Origin of the sequence: Pseudomonas sp. BYT-1, assembly GCF_023611805.1 — a bacterium.
Lineage (GTDB): Bacteria > Pseudomonadota > Gammaproteobacteria > Pseudomonadales > Pseudomonadaceae > Aquipseudomonas > Aquipseudomonas guariconensis.
This window is the reverse complement of sequence record NZ_CP072559.1, coordinates 1,895,851-1,914,429: the sequence shown is the minus strand read 5'-3', so window position 1 is coordinate 1,914,429 and position 18,579 is coordinate 1,895,851. Positions and strand designations below refer to the sequence as shown.

The 18,579-nt window shown below is 64.5% G+C and carries 14 protein-coding genes; 3 read left to right on the top strand and 11 right to left on the bottom strand.

Features of this window, described 5'->3' with window-relative positions:
* Nucleotides 1-24 precede the first annotated feature (24 nt).
* The 8 genes from J5X93_RS08705 to J5X93_RS08670 form a co-directional block, all read right to left on the bottom strand.
* A complete protein-coding gene (locus J5X93_RS08705) occupies nucleotides 25-798 on the bottom strand; it encodes an enoyl-CoA hydratase (RefSeq protein WP_182941373.1) in 774 nt (257 codons plus the stop codon).
* A gap of 13 nt (nucleotides 799-811) precedes the next feature.
* Nucleotides 812-1,939 (bottom strand): acyl-CoA dehydrogenase, encoded by a 1,128-nt coding sequence (locus tag J5X93_RS08700; protein WP_182941375.1) that lies wholly within the window; start codon nucleotides 1,937-1,939, stop codon nucleotides 812-814.
* Between the two features lie 8 nt (nucleotides 1,940-1,947).
* Nucleotides 1,948-3,141: an acetyl-CoA C-acyltransferase gene (locus J5X93_RS08695; protein WP_182941377.1), complete on the bottom strand. Its 1,194-nt coding sequence runs from the start codon at nucleotides 3,139-3,141 to the stop codon at nucleotides 1,948-1,950.
* A gap of 12 nt (nucleotides 3,142-3,153) precedes the next feature.
* Nucleotides 3,154-3,921 (bottom strand): SDR family NAD(P)-dependent oxidoreductase, encoded by a 768-nt coding sequence (locus J5X93_RS08690; protein ID WP_090345834.1) that lies wholly within the window; start codon nucleotides 3,919-3,921, stop codon nucleotides 3,154-3,156.
* Nucleotides 3,922-3,932: 11 nt separating this feature from the next.
* Nucleotides 3,933-5,579 (bottom strand): AMP-binding protein, encoded by a 1,647-nt coding sequence (locus tag J5X93_RS08685; RefSeq protein WP_182941379.1) that lies wholly within the window; start codon nucleotides 5,577-5,579, stop codon nucleotides 3,933-3,935.
* Nucleotides 5,580-5,700: 121 nt separating this feature from the next.
* On the bottom strand, nucleotides 5,701-10,188 hold the full coding sequence (locus J5X93_RS08680; protein WP_182941380.1) for an NEL-type E3 ubiquitin ligase domain-containing protein: 4,488 nt from the start codon (nucleotides 10,186-10,188) through the stop codon (nucleotides 5,701-5,703).
* A 69-nt stretch (nucleotides 10,189-10,257) separates the two neighbouring features.
* Nucleotides 10,258-11,289 (bottom strand): AraC family transcriptional regulator, encoded by a 1,032-nt coding sequence (locus J5X93_RS08675; RefSeq protein ID WP_043214117.1) that lies wholly within the window; start codon nucleotides 11,287-11,289, stop codon nucleotides 10,258-10,260.
* Nucleotides 11,290-11,387: 98 nt separating this feature from the next.
* Nucleotides 11,388-12,251, bottom strand: coding sequence for a LysR substrate-binding domain-containing protein (locus tag J5X93_RS08670; protein WP_043214119.1), 864 nt, complete (start codon nucleotides 12,249-12,251; stop codon nucleotides 11,388-11,390).
* Between the two features lie 113 nt (nucleotides 12,252-12,364).
* Between J5X93_RS08670 and J5X93_RS08665 the strand changes: the two genes are divergently transcribed.
* On the top strand, nucleotides 12,365-13,471 hold the full coding sequence (locus J5X93_RS08665; protein WP_043214121.1) for a 2-aminoethylphosphonate--pyruvate transaminase: 1,107 nt from the start codon (nucleotides 12,365-12,367) through the stop codon (nucleotides 13,469-13,471).
* A 37-nt stretch (nucleotides 13,472-13,508) separates the two neighbouring features.
* Nucleotides 13,509-14,336, top strand: coding sequence for a phosphonoacetaldehyde hydrolase (gene phnX, locus J5X93_RS08660; protein ID WP_043214125.1), 828 nt, complete (start codon nucleotides 13,509-13,511; stop codon nucleotides 14,334-14,336).
* Between the two features lie 100 nt (nucleotides 14,337-14,436).
* Here the strand turns inward: phnX and J5X93_RS08655 are convergent, their stop codons facing one another.
* Nucleotides 14,437-14,994, bottom strand: a complete 558-nt coding sequence (locus J5X93_RS08655) for an NADPH-dependent FMN reductase (protein WP_090345844.1) — start codon at nucleotides 14,992-14,994, stop codon at nucleotides 14,437-14,439.
* 154 nt (nucleotides 14,995-15,148) lie between these two features.
* On the opposite strand from J5X93_RS08655, the gene J5X93_RS08650 reads away from it, so the two are divergent.
* Nucleotides 15,149-15,367 (top strand): hypothetical protein, encoded by a 219-nt coding sequence (locus J5X93_RS08650; RefSeq protein WP_043214129.1) that lies wholly within the window; start codon nucleotides 15,149-15,151, stop codon nucleotides 15,365-15,367.
* Here the strand turns inward: J5X93_RS08650 and J5X93_RS08645 are convergent.
* Nucleotides 15,351-17,612 carry an Orn/Lys/Arg family decarboxylase gene (locus J5X93_RS08645; protein WP_102081781.1) on the bottom strand — a complete coding sequence of 754 codons (2,262 nt, stop codon included), beginning with the start codon at nucleotides 17,610-17,612 and terminating at the stop codon, nucleotides 15,351-15,353. The two genes, J5X93_RS08650 and J5X93_RS08645, sit on opposite strands and share 17 nt — an antisense overlap.
* 129 nt (nucleotides 17,613-17,741) lie before the next feature.
* Entirely contained in the window at nucleotides 17,742-18,518 is a 777-nt protein-coding gene (dnaQ, locus tag J5X93_RS08640) for a DNA polymerase III subunit epsilon (protein WP_043214132.1), read from the bottom strand.
* Between the last annotated feature and the right edge of the window lie 61 nt (nucleotides 18,519-18,579).

Below are 18,579 nucleotides of genomic sequence, written 5' to 3'. Positions count from 1 at the left end.
CGCCCTCAGGCGCCCCGACTGTTCTCAACGATCCTTGAATTGCGCCTCGCGCTTGGCGATGAAGGCGGCCATGCCTTCTTTCTGGTCCTCGGTGGCGAACGCTGCATGGAACACCCGGCGCTCGAAGCGCACCCCTTCGCTGAGGGTGACTTCGAAGGCGCGGTTGACGCTTTCCTTGACCATCATGCTCACCGGGATGGATTTGCTGGCGATGGTCGCGGCGACCTTCAGGGCCTCCTCGAGCAATTCAGCCTGCGGCACCACGCGGGCCACCAGGCCAGCGCGCTCGGCCTCTTCGGCGCCCATCAGGCGACCAGTCAGGCACAGTTCCATGGCCTTGGCCTTGCCCACCGCACGGGTCAGGCGCTGGGTACCGCCCATGCCAGGCAGCACGCCGAGGTTGATCTCAGGCTGGCCGAACTTGGCGTTGTCGGCGGCCAGGATGAAGTCGCAAATCATCGCCAGCTCACAACCACCGCCCAAGGCAAAGCCGGACACAGCCGCGATGATCGGCTTGCGGCGGTTGGCGATACGGTCGGCGTCGCTGAACAGGTCTTCGACGTAGATCTGCGGATACTTGAGCTCGGCCATTTCCTTGATGTCAGCACCCGCGGCGAAGGCCTTGGCCGAGCCGGTGAGCACCACGCAGCCAATGTTCGGGTCACGCTCGAGCTGGTCCAAAGCCTGGTTGATCTCGCCGACGATCTGCGCGTTCAGGGCATTGAGCGCCTGGGGCCGGTTGAGGGTGATCAGGCCGACCTTGCCATGGATGTCCAACAGGATGGTTTCGAATGCCATGCAGACTGCTCCTTCAAAGATTGCGCGCAATGACCATGCGCTGAATGTCGCTGGTGCCTTCGTAGATCTGGCAGACCCGAACGTCGCGGTAGATCCGCTCCAGCGGGAAGTCGCTCAGATAGCCATAACCGCCGAGCGTCTGCAAGGCATCCGAACAGACCTTTTCTGCCATTTCCGAGGCGAAAAGCTTCGCCATGGAGGCTTCGACCAGCGCCGGACGGCCTGCGTCGCGCAGTGCCGCGGCATGCAGCACCATCTGCCGGGCCACGGCGATGCGCGTGGCCATATCGGCCAGGCGGAAGGCCACGGCCTGATGCTCGATCAGTGGCTTGCCGAAGCTCTGGCGCTCATTGGCGTAGTCGCGCGCCACTTCGAATGCCGCCCTGGCCATACCCACGGCCTGGGAGGCAATGCCGATGCGCCCGCCCTCAAGGTTGGCCAGGGCAATCTTGTAACCCTCGCCCTCTTCGCCCAGGCGATTGGCCACCGGCACACGCACCTCGTCGAACACGATCTGGCAAGTGTCGGAAGCATGCTGACCCAGCTTGTCTTCGACCCGCGCCACCTGGTAACCCGGCGAATCGGTGGGCACGATGAACGCACTGATGCCACGCTTACCGGCCTCAGGGTCGGTCACGGCGAAGACAATCACCACCCCGGCGTTCTGTCCGGAGGTGATGAACTGTTTGCTGCCGCTGAGCACATAGTGGTCGCCGTCGCGGCGTGCGCGGGTTTTCAGGCTGCTGGCGTCGGAGCCGGCCTGGGGTTCGGTCAGGGCGAACGCGCCGAGCATTTGGCCGCTGGCCAGCGGCGTCAGGAACTGCGCTTTTTGCTGCTCGTTGCCAAAGCGCAGGATCGGCACGCAGCCGACCGAGTTGTGCACGCTCATGATGGTCGAACAGGCACCATCGCCCGCGGCGATTTCTTCCAGCGCCATGGCATAGGCCACATACCCGGTGTCGCTACCGCCCCATTGCTCCGGCACCAGCATGCCGAACAGGCCCAGCTCAGCCATCTCGGCGATGGCCTCGCGAGGGAAGCGGTGCTCCTTGTCCCACTGCTCGGCAAAAGGTTTCAGGCGCTCCTGCGCGAATGCACGGACGGCGTCGGCGATCTGTTGTTGCTCGTCAGTTACCAGCATGGTTCACCTCAATACAGGCACTCGACGGCCATGGCCGTAGCCTCGCCACCGCCGATGCAGATGGCCGCCACGCCGCGGCGCAGATTGTTCTGGCGCAAGGCCGATAGCAAGGTCACCAGGATGCGTGCGCCGGAGGCACCGATCGGATGGCCCAGGGCGCAGGCGCCGCCATGGATATTGACCTTCTCGTGCGGCAGGTCCAGGTGTTTCATGGCCACCAAGGTGACCACCGCGAAGGCCTCGTTGATCTCGAACAGGTCCACCTCGGCCAGGTTCCAGCCAGTGCGCTTGATCAATTTGTCGATGGCGCCAATGGGTGCGGTGGGGAACAACGCCGGGGCGTCGGCGAAGGCCGCGTGGCCATGGATCACCGCCAGCGGCTTGAGCCCGCGCTTTTGCGCCTCGGAGCGGCGCATCAACACCAGCGCGGCAGCGCCATCGGAAATCGAGCTGGAGTTGGCGGCCGTCACGGTGCCGCCGTCGCGGAAGGCCGGGCGCAGTTGCGGGATCTTGTCCAGGCGAGCCTTCGGTGGCTGCTCGTCGTCACTGACCAGGCGCTTCTCTTTGCCCTCGGTGACCTCCACCGGCACGATCTCTGCGGCGAAGCGGCCGTTCTTGATAGCGTCCTGAGCGCGGGTCAACGAGGCGATGGCGAACTGGTCCTGAGCCTCGCGGCTGAACCCATTGGCCTGGGCGCAATCCTCGGCGAAGGTGCCCATCAGACGGCCCTTGTCGTAGGCGTCTTCCAGACCGTCCATGAACATGTGGTCGATGATCTTGCCATGGCCCATGCGGTAGCCGCCGCGGGCTTTGTCCAGCAGGTATGGCGCATTGGTCATGCTTTCCATGCCGCCGGCCACCACCACATCGGCGCTGCCGGCCAGCAGCAGGTCATGGGCCATGATCGCCGCCTGCATGCCCGAGCCGCACATCTTGTTCAGGGTGGTACAGGTGGTGTGCTTGTTCAGCCCCGCGCCAAGCGCAGCCTGGCGTGCCGGTGCCTGGCCGAGGCCTGCCGGCAGGACACAACCGAACAGCACCTGCTCGACGCTGTCGCCCTGGATACCGGCACGCTCGACGGCGGCACGGATGGCGGCAGCGCCCAGCTGCGGCGCACTCAGGCTCTTGAGGTCGCCCTGCAGACCGCCCATGGGCGTGCGCACGGCGCTGACGATGACGATCGGGTCGTTGGCGAGTGTCATGTGCGGATCTCCTTACTTGGCAGCCATGCGCAAGGCACCGTCGAGGCGGATCACCTCGCCGTTGAGCATGCTGTTCTCGATGATATGGCGGGCCAGGGCTGCGTATTCCTGCGGGCGCCCAAGGCGCGGCGGGAACGGCACGCCAGCGGCCAGGGAGTCGCGGACCTCCTGGGTCATGCCGGCCATCATGGGCGTCTCGAAGATGCCTGGGGCAATGGTCATCACGCGGATACCGAAACGCGCCAGCTCACGGGCCGTCGGCAAGGTCAGGCTGGCGATGGCGCCTTTGGAAGCGGCATAGGCGGCCTGGCCGATCTGCCCGTCGTAGGCGGCGATCGAGGCGGTATTGATGATCACCCCGCGCTCGCCGCCTTCGTCCGCCGCCCCTTCGGCCATGGCCGCCGCCGCCAGGCGCAGCAGGTTGAAACTGCCGATCAGGTTGACGTTGATCACCTTGGCGAAGCTGGCCAGGCCATGGGGGCCATGTTTGCCTAGGACCTTCTCGGCGCCGACGATGCCGGCGCAATTGACCAGCCCGTGCAGGCTGCCGAAGGCGCTGACCGCAGCATCGACGGCCGCTTTGGCCGCCTGCTCGTCGCTGATGTCGGCGACGGCGAAGCGGGCCTGCTCGCCCAGCTCACGGGCCTTGGCCTCGACCGCTTCGGCATTGAGGTCGACCAGCATGACCTTGGCACCGGCGGCGACCAGCATCTGCGCGGTGGCAGCACCGAGCCCGGAAGCTGCGCCACTGACGATGAAATGCTTGTTGGCTATCTGCATGATGTACTTCCTCAGGCGCTGGCGTGTGAAGCCTGCGCGGCTTGTTGTAGGGCAATTTCCTGATTACGCAGGATGAAGCGTTGCAGCTTGCCGCTCGGCGTCTTGGGCAGCTCGCTGACGAATTCGATTTCCCTCGGGTAGGCATGGGCGTACAGACGCTGACGCACATGCTGGCGCAGGGCTTCCTCCAGTTCGGCGCTGCCTTCGAACCCCTTGGCCAGCACCACGAATGCCTTGATCAGTTCGGTACGTTCCGGATCGGGTTTGCCGATCACCGCAGCCTCGATCACCGCTGGATGTTCGATCAGCGCACTCTCCACGTCGAACGGCCCGACCCGGTAGCCTGAGGTGGTGATCACATCGTCACTGCGACCGACAAAGCTGATGCTGCCATCGGCATTGAGCTCGACGGTGTCACCGCTCAGGTAGTACTTGCCGACGAAGGCCTTGGTCGGCAACCCGTGGTAGCCCCCGAACCAGCATAGCGGCGACTGTTCGCGATCGACGGCGAGGATGCCGGGCTGTCCGGACGGCAACTCGTTGCCCTGCTCGTTCAGCACCACGATGCGGTGGCCGGGGATGGCGAAACCGGCCGAGCCTGGGTGGACGGTATGCTTGAGCGCGTGGTGGTTGCACAGCACCATGCCGAGCTCAGTCTGGCCGTAATGGTCGTGGATGGTCACGCCCAGCTCGTCCGCGAACCAGCGAATGACCTCCGGGTTCAGCGGCTCGCCGGCACTGCTGACCACCCGCAGGCGACCTTTGATCGGTGCCGAGAAATCGCTGCCGGCGGCTATCAGCAGCCGATAAGCAGTCGGTGAGCCGGCCAGGTTGGTGATGCCGTGCTTGTCGATCATCCGTGCGCAGCTCTCGACGCTGAACGGGCCGTCGTAGAAGGTGGTGGCGTGCCCCAAGGCCAACGGGCCGGTGACGGCGTAGTAAAGACCATAGGCCCAGCCCGGATCCGCCAGGTTCCAGAAGTTGTCGTCCGGGCGCAGATCGATGGCATCGCGCATGTAGCCTTGGAAGGCGACGATGGCCCGCAACGGCACCTCCAGTGGCTTGGCCGGCCCGGTGGTGCCGGAGGTGAACATCAGCAGGAAGGGGTCGTCCCCAGTACGCCACACAGGCTCGCATTCGTTGGGGGCAGCGTTGAGCTCGGTATGAAAATCCAGCTCACCGGCCGCCGCGCCCACCGTGATGATCGTCGGGCAATCCGCGACATCGTTGAGCTTGGGCCGGTTGTTGCGCTCGGTGACCACCACACGGGCGTGGGACTGCTCCAGGCGATGCTCGATCGCCTTGGGACCGAAGGCGGTGAATAGCGGCTGGTAGACCGCCCCCAGACGCCAAGTGGCGAGAATGCTCACCAACAACTCAGGGGTGCGTGGCATCAGGCCGGCGACCCGGTCACCGGCGCCGACGCCTTGAGCCTTCAACACATTGGCAAAGCGCTTGGCCAGGGCCTGCAGTTGGTCGAAGCTGTAGACCGCGCCATTACCGTCGCGATCCTCCCAGATCAACGCAGGCCGATCGCTGCCCACATGGCGGTCGCAGCATTCGACACAGGCATTCAGGGCCTGCAGGTTGCCCTGCAACGCAGCCTGGACAGCCTGGGTGTAATCGAACGAACGGGCGGCTTCGGCGTAGTTACGCATCGTCAGACTCCTGGTTATTGTTGTTGGAGTGGACCCTTTGTCTGACGATGTTCGCGCCGGTCACCCAGGCCGGCAATGGCCAAAGCTGTCAATCTGGATGACCGGTTTGGCCGTTGTCATCTCACGCCTGATCGAGGGCCTGCGACTCGAGGATTTCGCAGGTCAACAGCTCGACCCTCTTCTGCACCGCCGCCTCTCGCGCCTTCTGCAAACGCGCCCATCGCTCGGTGTACTCCTGGCTGGAGAGCCCTGTGCGGGCGTCGTCCAGTTCCGAGCCTTGCGCCTCGAAAGACGCGCCAAGATCGGCAAAGGCCGCCGGATGGCGGGCTTGCACGTAGTCGCGCCAGAACTGCCTCCCCCCCAGGCTCTCGGCCAGCGCTTGATTGGTTTGCGCAGCCTGCACGGTGCGCAAGGCCTCTTGCAACTGTGCTTCGCTGACGTTGGCCAGGTTCGTGAAGCGCATCGTGCGCGGCTGGAAAGGCAAGTCCAGGGTCTGGGCCAGGCGCACCCGGTAGAACAGATCGATCTCGACGGCATCGACGGCCCGCCCGGCAGCCACCCGCTGGGCAATGTCCCGGGAGGCGAAACGCTGCACCTGATCCAGGCGGAACAACTTGCGGCCCAGCTCCAGCAGCGCTTCGCCTGCGTCTTCAATACCCGTTCGATTTTCCACCTCGACCACCTGCCGGTGCACCAGCAGGTCACTGAACTGACGGGCAACGCTGTCGCTGCAGGTGCGCGGCTGATTGGCCCACGCATACAGACCGTCGCGCAGGGACGGGTTGTCGGCCAGGAACCCAATGAGTTCCCAGACTTGCTCGGCCAGATCCGCTGGCGTGCGTTGGTAATCCGATGTGCGTCGCAGTTCGCCCAATAGTTCGAACAGGCCGTTGCTTTCGGGTGTCGCGGCAAGGCTGTCCCATTGCGCCTGTCGAGCCTCGCGCAGATCGGCCTGGCCATCGTGCAGCCACCGGTCACGGGTTGTGATTGCTTCCACAACCTCGATGTCCAGCGGGTCATGGGGCAAATGGTCGATATCCAGCGCAACCAGGCGAGCCAATTCCCAAGACGGCAGCGGATTGCCCTCGATGATGAACGCCATCCGATGCGCCAAAGGCATGTGCAGCGTCTCGGTCGGAACACTGGCGATCAGGTTGTCACGCAGATCCACGTATGTGAGCCGTTCGCACAACTCGAGGCCCGACGGCCAGGTAGCCAGGCTGCATCGGCGCAGGCGTAGCTGATCCAGCCTTGGGAGATGGTTCCAGCGCATCTCCTGCGCCCCCAGTGGATTGAAGCTCAGGTCCAGCACCTGAAGCTCGGGCAATGTCGTGAGAATAGCGATGCCGGCGGCATCGAGCCGAATGCCGTTGCGCGCCAGCTGCAGGCTGCGCAGTTCGGACAGATATCCCAAGCCTTGGGGCACACGGCGCAGGCGGTTGTCCGCCAGGTTCAATCGCCGTACGGAACCGAAGCAGCGCAGGAACGGCGTAGGCACCTGCTCAAGATCCATGCTCGACAGTGACAGTTCCGTTACGTGCGCGAACTCGACCTCCGTGGGTATCTCAGGCAGGACCTGCGACGCGAAACCGCTCAGGTCCAAGCGCATGCCTTGTGGCTGCCCGTCTTCCCCGGTCACCGACTCCCCCTGCAGCCGCCAGCATTGGCGCAACCGCTGGCCCAGGTGTTGGCGCAGCGTGCGCCTGGATGCGCTCCCTTCAGCCGACACCCATCGGTTGAGCGCCTCGTCGAGCTGGGCATATTGGCTCTCCTGGACCAGCAACACTTCGAACGGCGAACCCGGTAAGCTGAGCAATTGCGCGAGAAATGCTTCCACCCGCTCGTCATCGAACTGCGGGTACAGGCTGCGAATACGTATCCGCAAGGTGTCCGCCGCACGCTGACGCACCGCGCCACGGCCACTGAGTGGATAGCCGAGCCGGCCATCGGTCAGGCGCCGGGGCAGATTGAGCGACGCTGCATGCTCCGGCCAGCTGAGCAGTTGCAACAGTGCCTTGCGCGTCGTCGGCAGTCGACCTTGAACCAGCAAACGCAACGCCTGTGGCACATCGCCGGCTGCCAAGCCCAACCGAGTGGCCTGCTCGGACGTCAGCGCGGCGCTGACCGCCTCGAAGATCCCGCCCGGCTCGGCGACGTCTGTTTCCAGCTCACGCCCATGGTAGTCATAGAGACGGAACCGGCCTTCCTTGCGCACCAGCAACGTTCGGGCCTCGTCACGCCTGGCCGTGGGCGCGATCACCGCCAGACGCGGGCCGGTGTCCGAACCTTCACGCAGCTCCAGGTTCACCTCTTGTGGCCAGTTGGGCACACGCGACAGCACGGCCAACACCAGTTCACCACACAGGTTGCTGTCGGCATGGGACAGGTAGACCCCTTCCAAGGCGCGCGCCAATCGAGCGTGCTGACTGAGCACGCGCGCCCTGCGCGCGAGCGCCAGAGGTATTCGGGATTCGGCCAACGCCAGGCTACGCTGCGCCGCGGACACATCGCTGATCGCGTCCTGAGCATAGGCCTCCGGTAATCCGGGAAAATCCCGCTTCAGCAGGGTGCGCAACGCATCGTCGGCCAGGGTCTCCTGGCTCAGGTGCTGGAGCAGTTGCTCGCGTAGCAGCGCCTGGTCACCCAGCAATTTTTCACGTCGGGCCGTCGGGCTCAGCGTCTGCAGTTCAGGTCGGGCATCGCACCATGCCTGGATCTGCGCCTCGCCCTCGGTGCCGGCGACCAGGTGATCGAAGAACGCCTCGATTCGTCCATGGGCCTCGAAACGCCGCAAGGTGCTGCGCAGTTGCACTGGCAATGGGCGGTTCTCCACCAGTAACGCGCGCAACTGGGTTTGGTCCATCACCGCGATGCGCAGAATCTGCTCGGCATGCTCGGCGTCCAGGGGCTCGGGCATCGGCCACAAGGTATCGAGCATTTGGGCGCTGTCGCTCCACTCCAGCGGGTTGTCCTGGCGCAGACGCCAGCAGCGCTCGCCATTGGTCTCGACGATTGGACCAAACGCGTCCTGGCGCTCAGGATGACGCAGACGCCAGGGGCCGTCCGATACCGGCCGGTGTACTTCGTAGTAGCGTTGCCCCCGGCGCAGCCAGCGCCGCTCGCCCGTGCCACAGAGCCCATCCGGCGCAGGCTGGGGGTCGGCCGGCGAACACGCATAGACACTCAAGTCGTTGTTCCAGAGCCGAGCCGTGCTGCCATCGACCGTCACCGGTTCCAGCGCATCGACGAACGCGCTGCGCTCAAACCCACTGGCCACGGCCTGGGCGCCGGTGGCCACCACGCCGGCCACCGCCAGGTTCTCTGCAACACCCAGCATATGATCAAGCGCCTCGTGCTGATGACCGCGCTGCCAGTCCACTGCCCCCTCGAACACATGAGCCAATGTCTGCACGACGAACTGCCCCAGCAGCACGGCCCCGACAGTAGGCACGAACAACCCGGCCAGATTGGCCAAGCCAAGCCCCGCGTCCTTCCAAGCCTGCAGCCTGGACTTGCTGGCCTGGTGGTCCACTTCGGCGGTCGGTACCAACAGCAGGCGGGCATCGGCTTTCAGGCGCTCAACCTGGCGCTGCACAAGGCCATCGAATACATCGCCAGTCACCGGTTCGCCTTCGATCTGCAGATCAGGCTGGGTATCGGCCAGGCGCAGTTTGAGCAGTGCCAGCCATTCTGGCCGCTGGCCGAGCGCGATTCGCTGGCCGAACGATTGTTGATACTCCGGCCGCTTGAGTGACTCAACCAGGGCCTGGTTCAAGGCCGAGCGGGAAGAATAATGGCGCACGGCATGCTCCGGATCCCCTCCCAGGTAGAGCACCTGCCCCACATCCTCACCTTCACTGTCGCGCAGTTGCACCAGCAACCCATCCACCAAAGGCTGCCCGAGTACCGTCAGCAAGCCGGGATAGGCGAGTGTCTGCCCGCCCTGCTCGCTGCCAGCATCCACCACCCGCTCCAAGGCCGCCTGCGCGCTGCTGTCCAGCCGTCCTTCCAGCCCAGCGACAGCGGCCGCAAGCTTCAGACCTGCGCGCTTTTCGCCAGCCAGGGCGGTGCAAGTGGACGGGTCGAATACCTTGTTCAGCAAAGCCTGATAGCCAGCACCGGCGTCCAGTGCGCGGCATTGCCGGACCAGCTCGGTCAGGTCAGGTGTCAGCACGGTGTCTTTGCCTTCGGCCACCAAACCACTGCCGTCGTAGAACCGGGCGCCCTCGGTGAAGTTCTGCATCAGTCTCAGCAGACCGGGATGGCGACGCTCATCGGGCGTGTAATCCAGCCAACCGGTGCTCAATGGAACCTGCAGACTGGGCAGGATCTCGCGCCATTGCAGCGTATCGGGGGCCGGCGTGGTGGGCAGCAGCGGGCGCAGTTTTTCCTCCGCATACGCCTTGAGCCCGACCAGGGCTTCGGTCGCCTTGCTCACCTTGGCCTGGCTGGCCTTCAGAGCCTTGTAATGCGTCCGAAGCGCGCTGATCTGCCCAGGCGTGCCCTGCTCCAGCCAAGCAGGCAATCGCTTGATGATGAAGTCATCGGTAGCCGTGGCCAGCTTGGCTTTTTTTGCCGCATCCAGGGGTAGGTTGTCGCGCTTTGTCATGGTGAACCCTTCGTGTCGAAAGGCGCCACCTTGGCGACAGGCCGTCTCGCGCGGCAGACGGAAATCCGCCTAGGGCAGTGCCTTGGCCGGGCCGGACATTCCGCTCAGCTCGCGGTAGTGCCCTGGGTTGCACCCAAACCATTTACGAAACGCCTTGTAGAAGGAGCTGCTGTCAGCGAACCCCAGACGTTCGGCGATAGTGCCCAGCCCTACCTCACAATCGGCCAGCCATTGGATCGCCAATTGGCGCCTTACGCTGTCCTTGAGGCCCTGGTAGGTTTGGCCTTCTTCGGCCAGACGGCGGCGCAGCGTCGATGCAGACAGGCACAGCTGGCGCGCCAGCGTTTCGGCATCCGGCCAGGAGGCCGGGTCCAAGACCAGCAGGTCGTGGCGAATGCGCCGTGCCAGGCTGGCCGGATCGCGGTACTTGACGAGGATGTTGCCCGGCGCCTCGGCCAGAAAACGCTGCAGTTCCTCTGCTGTGCGCTTGAGCGGTACATCCAGGCAGTCGGCGGCGATGATCATGCGCGTGCGGGGTCGGTCGAACTGCAGGTTTTCCGAGAACATCACCCGGTAATCGTCGCAAAACGGCGGCTCGGCACAGCGCAAATCGATGGCCAGGATCGGGATGCGTCGCCCGGCCAGCCAGCAGGCCACGCCGTGTACGATCATCCAGAAGGTGAAGTAGGTAAAGGCGCGGCGCGGTGTCTCCCGCGGCTCGTTGATGACGATTTCGGCCAGGCTCTGCTGGCGCACCAGGCTCGGCTGCAGGTCCTCGAGCATCAACGACAGAAACGCCAGGGCAGTTTCCAGCCCTGCACCGAGGGTGGGTTGGGCCATGCTGGCCCGGCACAGGAACGCCAGGCTGCCACTGCGCAGGCCGCGCGGGTCCATGGCGAAGAATTCGTCATTGCAACGGCGCGCCAGCAGGCGCCAGAGCCGGGCGTAGGCTTCTGCACTGACCCGTGCCTGGGGCAGGTCGAGCTCGCTGGCGTCGATGCCAGCACGGGCCAGCAAGGGCGCGTCAGCCTGCCCGGCCGGGCAGGTCTGCAACAGCGCCTCGCGCACCAGTTGCATGGAAATGGTGTCTTTCTCGCTCATTGGCCATCCAGCGCCTGTGTTGTTTCAGCCGGCCATCTTAGGCCCGTGGGGGAAAAACGCCAGCGCCGGGCAGCGGGGCTTGCTGCGTGGCGCTTGCTTCAAAGGCTTGCGGCCAACCCCAGGAACGCCTGGATCAGCCGCAATTCCCGGCGCCGCTCCAGGCAGCCGATCATGTGCCGATTGACCAAGCCTTCCCCGGCCAATGGCCTGGCCACCACCCGAGGGTCGTGGGCCACCTCCATCGACGAGACGATGCCAAAGCCCAACTCGGCCGCCACCGCCTCGGTGACCGCCTCGCGGCTGTCCAGCTCCAGCAACACCCGAGGCTGCACCTTGGCCGCGGTGCAGGCCTGGTCGAAGGTGCGCCGGGTCATGGAGCTGGGTTCGCGCAGTACCATGATCTGGCGGTCCAGGTCAGCCAGAGGCAACTCGCCCTCGCCTGCAGCCCAAGGATGGCTGGCCGGCAACAACACGCACAGCCGCGAGTCCCCCAGGCTTTGCAAGTACAGGCCCTTGCGCGGCTCGACCTCGGTGAGCACGGCCACGTCGGCGTGCTCGGACAACAGCGCCGCCAAGGTCTCCTGGGCATTGCCCAGGCGCAGATTGACGGTGATGCCCGGATAGCGCGCCCGCAGCATGCCAAGCATCGGCATCACCCGGTGCGGGCCATCGGCCGCGACCTCCAGGCGCCCAGTGAGCAATTGCCGATTGGCCTCGAGCATCGCCTGGGCCTCTTCGGCCAGGCTGAACATCGCCCGGGTGATGGCCGCCAGACGCGTGCCCTCCTCGGTCAACTCCACCCGTCGCGCGGTCCGGCGCAACAACGTGATCTGGTAGTGCTCCTCCAGCGCCTTGACGTGTCCGGTCACCGCCGGCTGGCTGATGAACAGGCGCGCCGCGGCGCGGGTGAAGCTGCCTTCGCGGGCCACCGCATCGAAGGCACGCAGTTGGAACAGGTTCATAGCTATCGGCCTTACTTATGGCTGGCATAACGACAAACAATTTGATTGATAACTCGGCAAATTGCAATTTAGGCCCCGTAAGTTTCAGCCCACCGCTTGTGAGGAATACCGGAATGAGCAACGCCCCGATCCTGCTGACCCCTGGCCCATTGACCACCTCGTCCCGCACCCGCCAAGCCATGCTGGTGGACTGGGGCTCCTGGGACCGCGACTTCAACCAGCTGACCGCCAGCCTGTGCGAGCAACTGCTGGCCATCGTCAACGGCGCGGCCACCCACCACTGCGTCCCTCTGCAGGGCAGCGGCACCTTCGCCGTGGAGGCCGCCATCGGCACCCTGGTGCCACGCGACGGCAAAGTGCTGGTGCTGATCAACGGTGCCTACGGCCAGCGCCTGGCCAAGATCTGCAAGGTCCTGGGCCGTGCCTACAGCACCTTCGAGACCGCCGAAGACCAACCGACCACCGCCGCCGATGTCGACCGCCTGCTGGCCGCCGACCCGGCCGTCACCCACGTGGCGCTGATCCACTGCGAAACCAGCACCGGCATCCTCAACCCGCTGCCCGAGATCGCCCAGGTGGTCAAACGCCACGGCAAGCGCCTGATCATCGACGCCATGAGTTCCTTCGGCGCCCTGCCGATCGATGCCGCACACGTACCTTTCGAAGCCCTTATCGCCGCCTCCGGCAAGTGCCTTGAAGGCGTACCGGGGATGGGCTTCGTCTTCGCCGAGAAAAACGCCCTGGCCGCCTCCGAAGGCAACTGCCACTCCCTGGCCATGGACCTGCAAGACCAGCAGGCGTACATGGCCAAGACCGGCCAATGGCGCTTCACCCCGCCCACTCACGTAGTGGCGGCGTTGCATGAAGCCCTGGTGCAATACAACGAGGAAGGCGGCCTGCCCGCTCGTCACCAACGCTACGCCGACAACTGCAAGACCCTGCTCGAGGGCATGGCCAAGCTCGGCCTGCGCAGCTTCCTGCCTGCCGAGATCCAGGCGCCGATCATCGTCACCTTCCATGCTCCGCGAGACGCTCGCTACCAGTTCAAGGACTTTTACGAGCGCGTCAAGGCCAAGGGTTTCATCCTCTATCCGGGCAAGCTGACCCAGGTGGAAACTTTCCGCGTCGGCTGCATCGGCGTGGTGGGTGCCGAGGGCATGCAAGCTGCCGTCGATGCCGTAGCCCAAGTGCTGCGGGAAATGGAAGTGCTGGACATCTAATTCAACGACCGACCCTTTTCTTCAGGAACCCGCGCACATGAACTACAGCAACCCAACCCAGCTGCAAGCCGCCATCCTCGACTGGGCCGGTACCGTGGTCGACTTCGGCTCCTTCGCCCCGACCCAGATCTTCGTCGAAGCCTTCGCCGAATTCGATGTCCAGGTATCCATCGAAGAAGCCCGTGGCCCGATGGGCATGGGCAAGTGGGATCACATCCGTACCCTGTGCGATGTGCCCGAGATTGCCGAGCGCTACCGCAAAGTGTTCGGCCGTACGCCGACCGATGACGATGTCACCGCCATCTACGAACGCTTCATGCCCCTGCAGATCGAGAAGATCGCTGTGCACTCGGCGCTGATCCCAGGCGCCCTGGACACCCTGACAGGCCTGCGCAAGGATGGCCTGAAGATCGGCTCCTGCTCCGGCTACCCGAAAGTGGTGATGGACAAGGTGGTGGAGCTGGCCAAGCAGAATGGGTATGTCGCCGACCACGTGGTGGCCACCGACGAAACCCCGAACGGTCGTCCGTGGCCGGCCCAGGCCCTGGCCAACGTGATCGCCTTGGGCATCGATGATGTCGCCGCCTGCGTCAAGGTCGACGACACCGTGCCAGGCATACTCGAAGGCCGTCGCGCCGGCATGTGGACCGTCGCTCTGGTCTGTTCGGGCAACGCCCTGGGCCTGACCTGGGAGGGTTACCGCGCCCTGAGCGCCGAGAAGCTCGAAAGCGAGCGCAAGCGCATCCACGCGATGTTCGAAAGCTCCCGCCCACACTATCTGATCGACACCATCAACGAGCTGCCAGAGGTCATCGCCGACATCAACCGTCGCCTGGCCAAAGGGGAAATGCCACAGGCCTCGTAAGCCTCAGGTGCCGCTCGCGGACAAGCCCCCACTTACAAGGGATGCACTGCCCCGTCAGTGCGGGCTCGTCCACGAATGGGTCGGATCGCTCATGCAGATGTCAGACCGCGCGGTTGAGCTTCACCCAGGCCGCGAACTTGTCGATGAAGGCCTGCAGGAACGGGCGAGTCTTGTCATTGAGCTTGCCCGAATCTTCGAACAGGCTCGCCGCCCCCCCGAGGTAGGCCTCCGGCATCTGCATGCAGGGCATGTCCAGGAACACCAGCGCCTGACGCACCGCATGGTTGGCCCCGAACCCTCCAATCGCGCCCGGCGATACGCTCACCACCGCTGCTGGCTTGCCGCTCCAGGCGCTTTGCCCGTAGGGTCGCGAGCCCACATCGATGGCATTCTTCAACCCACCAGGGACCGAGCGGTTGTATTCAGGGGTGACGAACAGCACCGCGTCGCTGCGCCGGATCTCGTCGCGAAAACGCTTCCAGGCCTCCGGCGCATTGGCCTCGACATCTTCGTTGTACAACGGCAGGTCGCCGATTTCGACGATCTTCAGCGCAAGGCTGGAGGGCGCCAACTCTCCCAGGGCCCGGGCCACCTTGCGGTTGTAGGAATCCTTACGCAAGCTGCCGACGACGACCGCTACCGAATAAACCTGGCTCATGGTGGTGTGCAACCTCTATTGGTTGGGGAAGTTGTAGTTATAGATGACCGCTCCCCATTCCCGGAGTTTTTTTCCCACCTGCGGAAAACTTCCCCCCGGTTTCATCGGTCTATGCCTGCAGATGTTTCCGATAATTTCAGAGGTTTTCTCGCAAATGGCAGCAATCCTGGTCGGCCAATTCCACGCTCGTGACGCCGAAGGCCGCATCTATCCCGTGCACGAGTTCCAGGAGTCGACGCTCCAGGCCGACGGCAGCACCCTCGGCGCCCCCATCGTCACCTACCGACTGCCCGTCGGCGACCGGGTCAATCACCTGGGCGAAGACCGCTTCGAACTGGCCCGCAGCGGCGTTGAACTCATCCGCATTCCTTGATGCAGTCGACCGTATAGACGGGGCCCTGGCCAGCGTCTTCGCATTGCAGGCCATGGACATCGGCGACAAAACCCGGAAAACCGCTGTTGAAGGCCCGGGCGAAGGCCAGATAGTCGATGATTGCCCGCGTGGAGTCGGTAAAGCGCTCCCCCGGCATGATCAACGGAATGCCCGGTGGATACGGCACCAGCATGACCGCCGAGACACGCCCCAGCAGCGCCTCGATCGGCACGGCCTCCACCTCTGCCCGCACGAGTTGGTCATAGGCTTGGGCCGGGCTCATGGCCATCTCCGGCAAACGGGTGAACAGCCGCTTGAGCTGCTTGGCCGTTGCATTGGTCCGGTAGCAGTCATGCAACTGCTCACACAGATCACGCAGCCCTAGGCCCTGATAGCGTGACGGCGCTACCGCCATCACGCTGGGCAGACAAAGACTCAACGGTGTGTTGCCATCGTAGTGGCGCTTGAACTCCAGAAGCTCGGTGAGCAAGGTGCTCCACTTGCCCTTGGTAATACCCATGGAGAACAACACCAGGAAGCTGTACAACCCGGTCTTCTCCACCACCAGCCCTCGCTCCCAGAGAAACTTGCTCACCACCGCCGCCGGAATGCCGTGCTCGCCCAAGGCGCCCCCTGCCGTGAGCCCCGGCATCACCAGGGTGACCTTCAGCGGGTCGAGCAGCACGTAGTCCTGCTCCACTTCGCCAAAACCGTGCCACTCGGCGCCCGGCTGCAGCAGCCAGTCCTGCGCCGCCAGGCGGTGGATCCCTTCGGCTGCAGGTGGCTGCCAGATGCTGAACCACCAGTCATCAGCGGCGATGTGTTCACGCAGGTTAGCCAGTGCACGACGAAAGCTCAGGGCTTCGTCAAACATCTCCTGCAACAGCGAGCGCCCGGCCGGGCCTTCCATCATGCTCGACGCCACGTCCAGTGACGCCAGAATGCTGTACTGCGGCGAGGTGGAGATGTGCATCATGAAGGCTTCGTTGAAGCGGTCGCGGTCCAGTTGCCGCTGGCTGCCATCCTGCACGTGGATCATCGACGCCTGGCTGAACGCTGCCAGCAGTTTGTGGGTGGAATGGGTGCTGAACACCAGCGGGCTGCCGTCGCCACGCGCTGTGCCCATGGCATAGCGCCCGGCAAAGAACTCGTGGAAGGCGGCATAGGCGAACCAGGCTTCGTCGAAGTGCAGCACCTCGACACTGGCGCCGAGCTCCTGCTTGATCAGCCCTGCGTGATAGCACAAACCGTCATAGGTGGAGTTGGTCACCACGGCCAGGCGAATACGCGCCGCCCGCCCCCGGGCCAGAGGGTTGGCCTTGATTTTCGCCTGGATCGAGGCCGCGCTGAATTCGCTGAGCGGGATCGGACCGATGATGCCCAGTTCGTTGCGCTCCGGGCACAGGTAGACCGGGATGGCGCCAGTCATGATGATGGCGTGGACCACCGACTTGTGGCAGTTGCGATCCACCAGCACCAAGTCGTCGCGACCGACCATGGCATGCCAGACGATCTTGTTGGCGGTCGATGTGCCGTTGATCACGAAGAACGTGTGGTCGGCGCCGAAGTTACGCGCAGCTCGGGCTTCGGCCTCGGCCAAAGGGCCTGTGTGGTCGAGCAGTGAGCCGAGCTCGGGCACCGAGACCGACAGGTCCGAGCGCAAGGTGTTTTCCCCGAAGAACTGATGGAACGCCTGCCCCACCGGGCTCTTGCGGTAGGCCACGCCACCGCCATGACCGGGCGTGTGCCAGGAATAGTTCGATTGCGCGGTGTGCTGCACCAGGGCCTTGAAGAACGGCGGTAACAAGCCGTCGAGATAATTGTGGGCGGCGCGGGCGACTTGACGGGCAAGAAAGGGGACGGTGTCTTCGAACAGGTAGAGGATGCCGCGCAACTGGTTGAGCTCGCTCATGGCTTCAGCCGGGGCATATTCGAGGGTGACCTGTTCACCGAGGGCGAAGATCGGCAGGTCTGGCGCACGTTGTCGCGCCAGGCGAATCAGCTCAGCCATGCTTTGCAACAGATGAGCGTCTTCTCCGACGCCTTCGGCGGCGATCAACATGCAGGCCAGGCCGTGATGGGTCGCCGCTACCAGCCTGGCTTCAGCCTGGTCGGCGGCGGCCAGGATGGCGAAACCGTCCTGGGCGAGCTCCTCGGCAATGCCGCGCACGCGCTCACCGGCGACGCTGTCGGCCTTGATCGCGCGGTGGACGATGAGGATGGGGAACTTGAGGTCCTTGTACATCGGCAACTACTCCCTTCGCAGGACAGGTCCGTCCTTTCAGGGTAGAAGCTGGCCGATCAGGCTGCGCATCTTTCTGCGGGCGCTGGCGTCGCCTGGGAAAGGGCCGCAGAGCGGCCCCGGTATAGCCAATCAGCTGGCGGCAGGCTCCGTGAGCGCCTGCCACATCGACGGCGCCCCCGCCGATTTGGCGATCGCTGCCAAGCGCTCGGCATGTGCTTCGAGCTCCTCGGCACTGGCCAGGATGACCCGCCCCGGCTGGCGCCCGACAATGCGGCGGATCTCGCTGCCGGTACCGCCTTCGCCGGACTCGTCGCCGTCTGCCCCATGGGCCGCCAGCGACAGGCTGGTCTGGCCACCGGTCATCGCCAGGTAGACGTCGGCCAGCAGTTCGGAGTCGAGCAGTGCGCCGTGCAGCTCACGACCGGAGTTGTCGATGCCATAGCGTTTGCACAACGCATCGAGGCTGTTGCGCTGGCCCGGGTGCCGCGCCCGCGCCAGCATCAGGGTGTCGATGACGGTGCAGTATTGGGAAACGTCGGCGCGGTCGTGCTGGCCCAGCAGGGCGAACTCGTTGTTGATGAAGCCAACGTCGAACGCCGCGTTGTGGATGACCAGGTGCGCGCCTTTGATGTACTCGAAGAACTCTTCGGCGACATCGGCGAATCGCGGTTTGCCGATCAGGAAGGCATCGGTGATGCCGTGCACCCCGATCGCGCCTTCGTCACTCTCGCGGTCCGGTTGCAGATAGACGTGGAAGTTGCGCCCGGTCAGGCGCCGGCCGATGACCTCGACGCAGCCGATCTCGATGATCCGGTGGCCTTCGGTGACCGGCATGCCGGTGGTTTCGGTATCGAGGACAACGTACCGGTTGACTTGCTGCTCCACGCGGGTGGCTCCAACTTGCATCAGGACAAAGCCGGGATTGTACCCCAAACGACAGGGTGGGGCGCTACGTCGGGTGAACCCG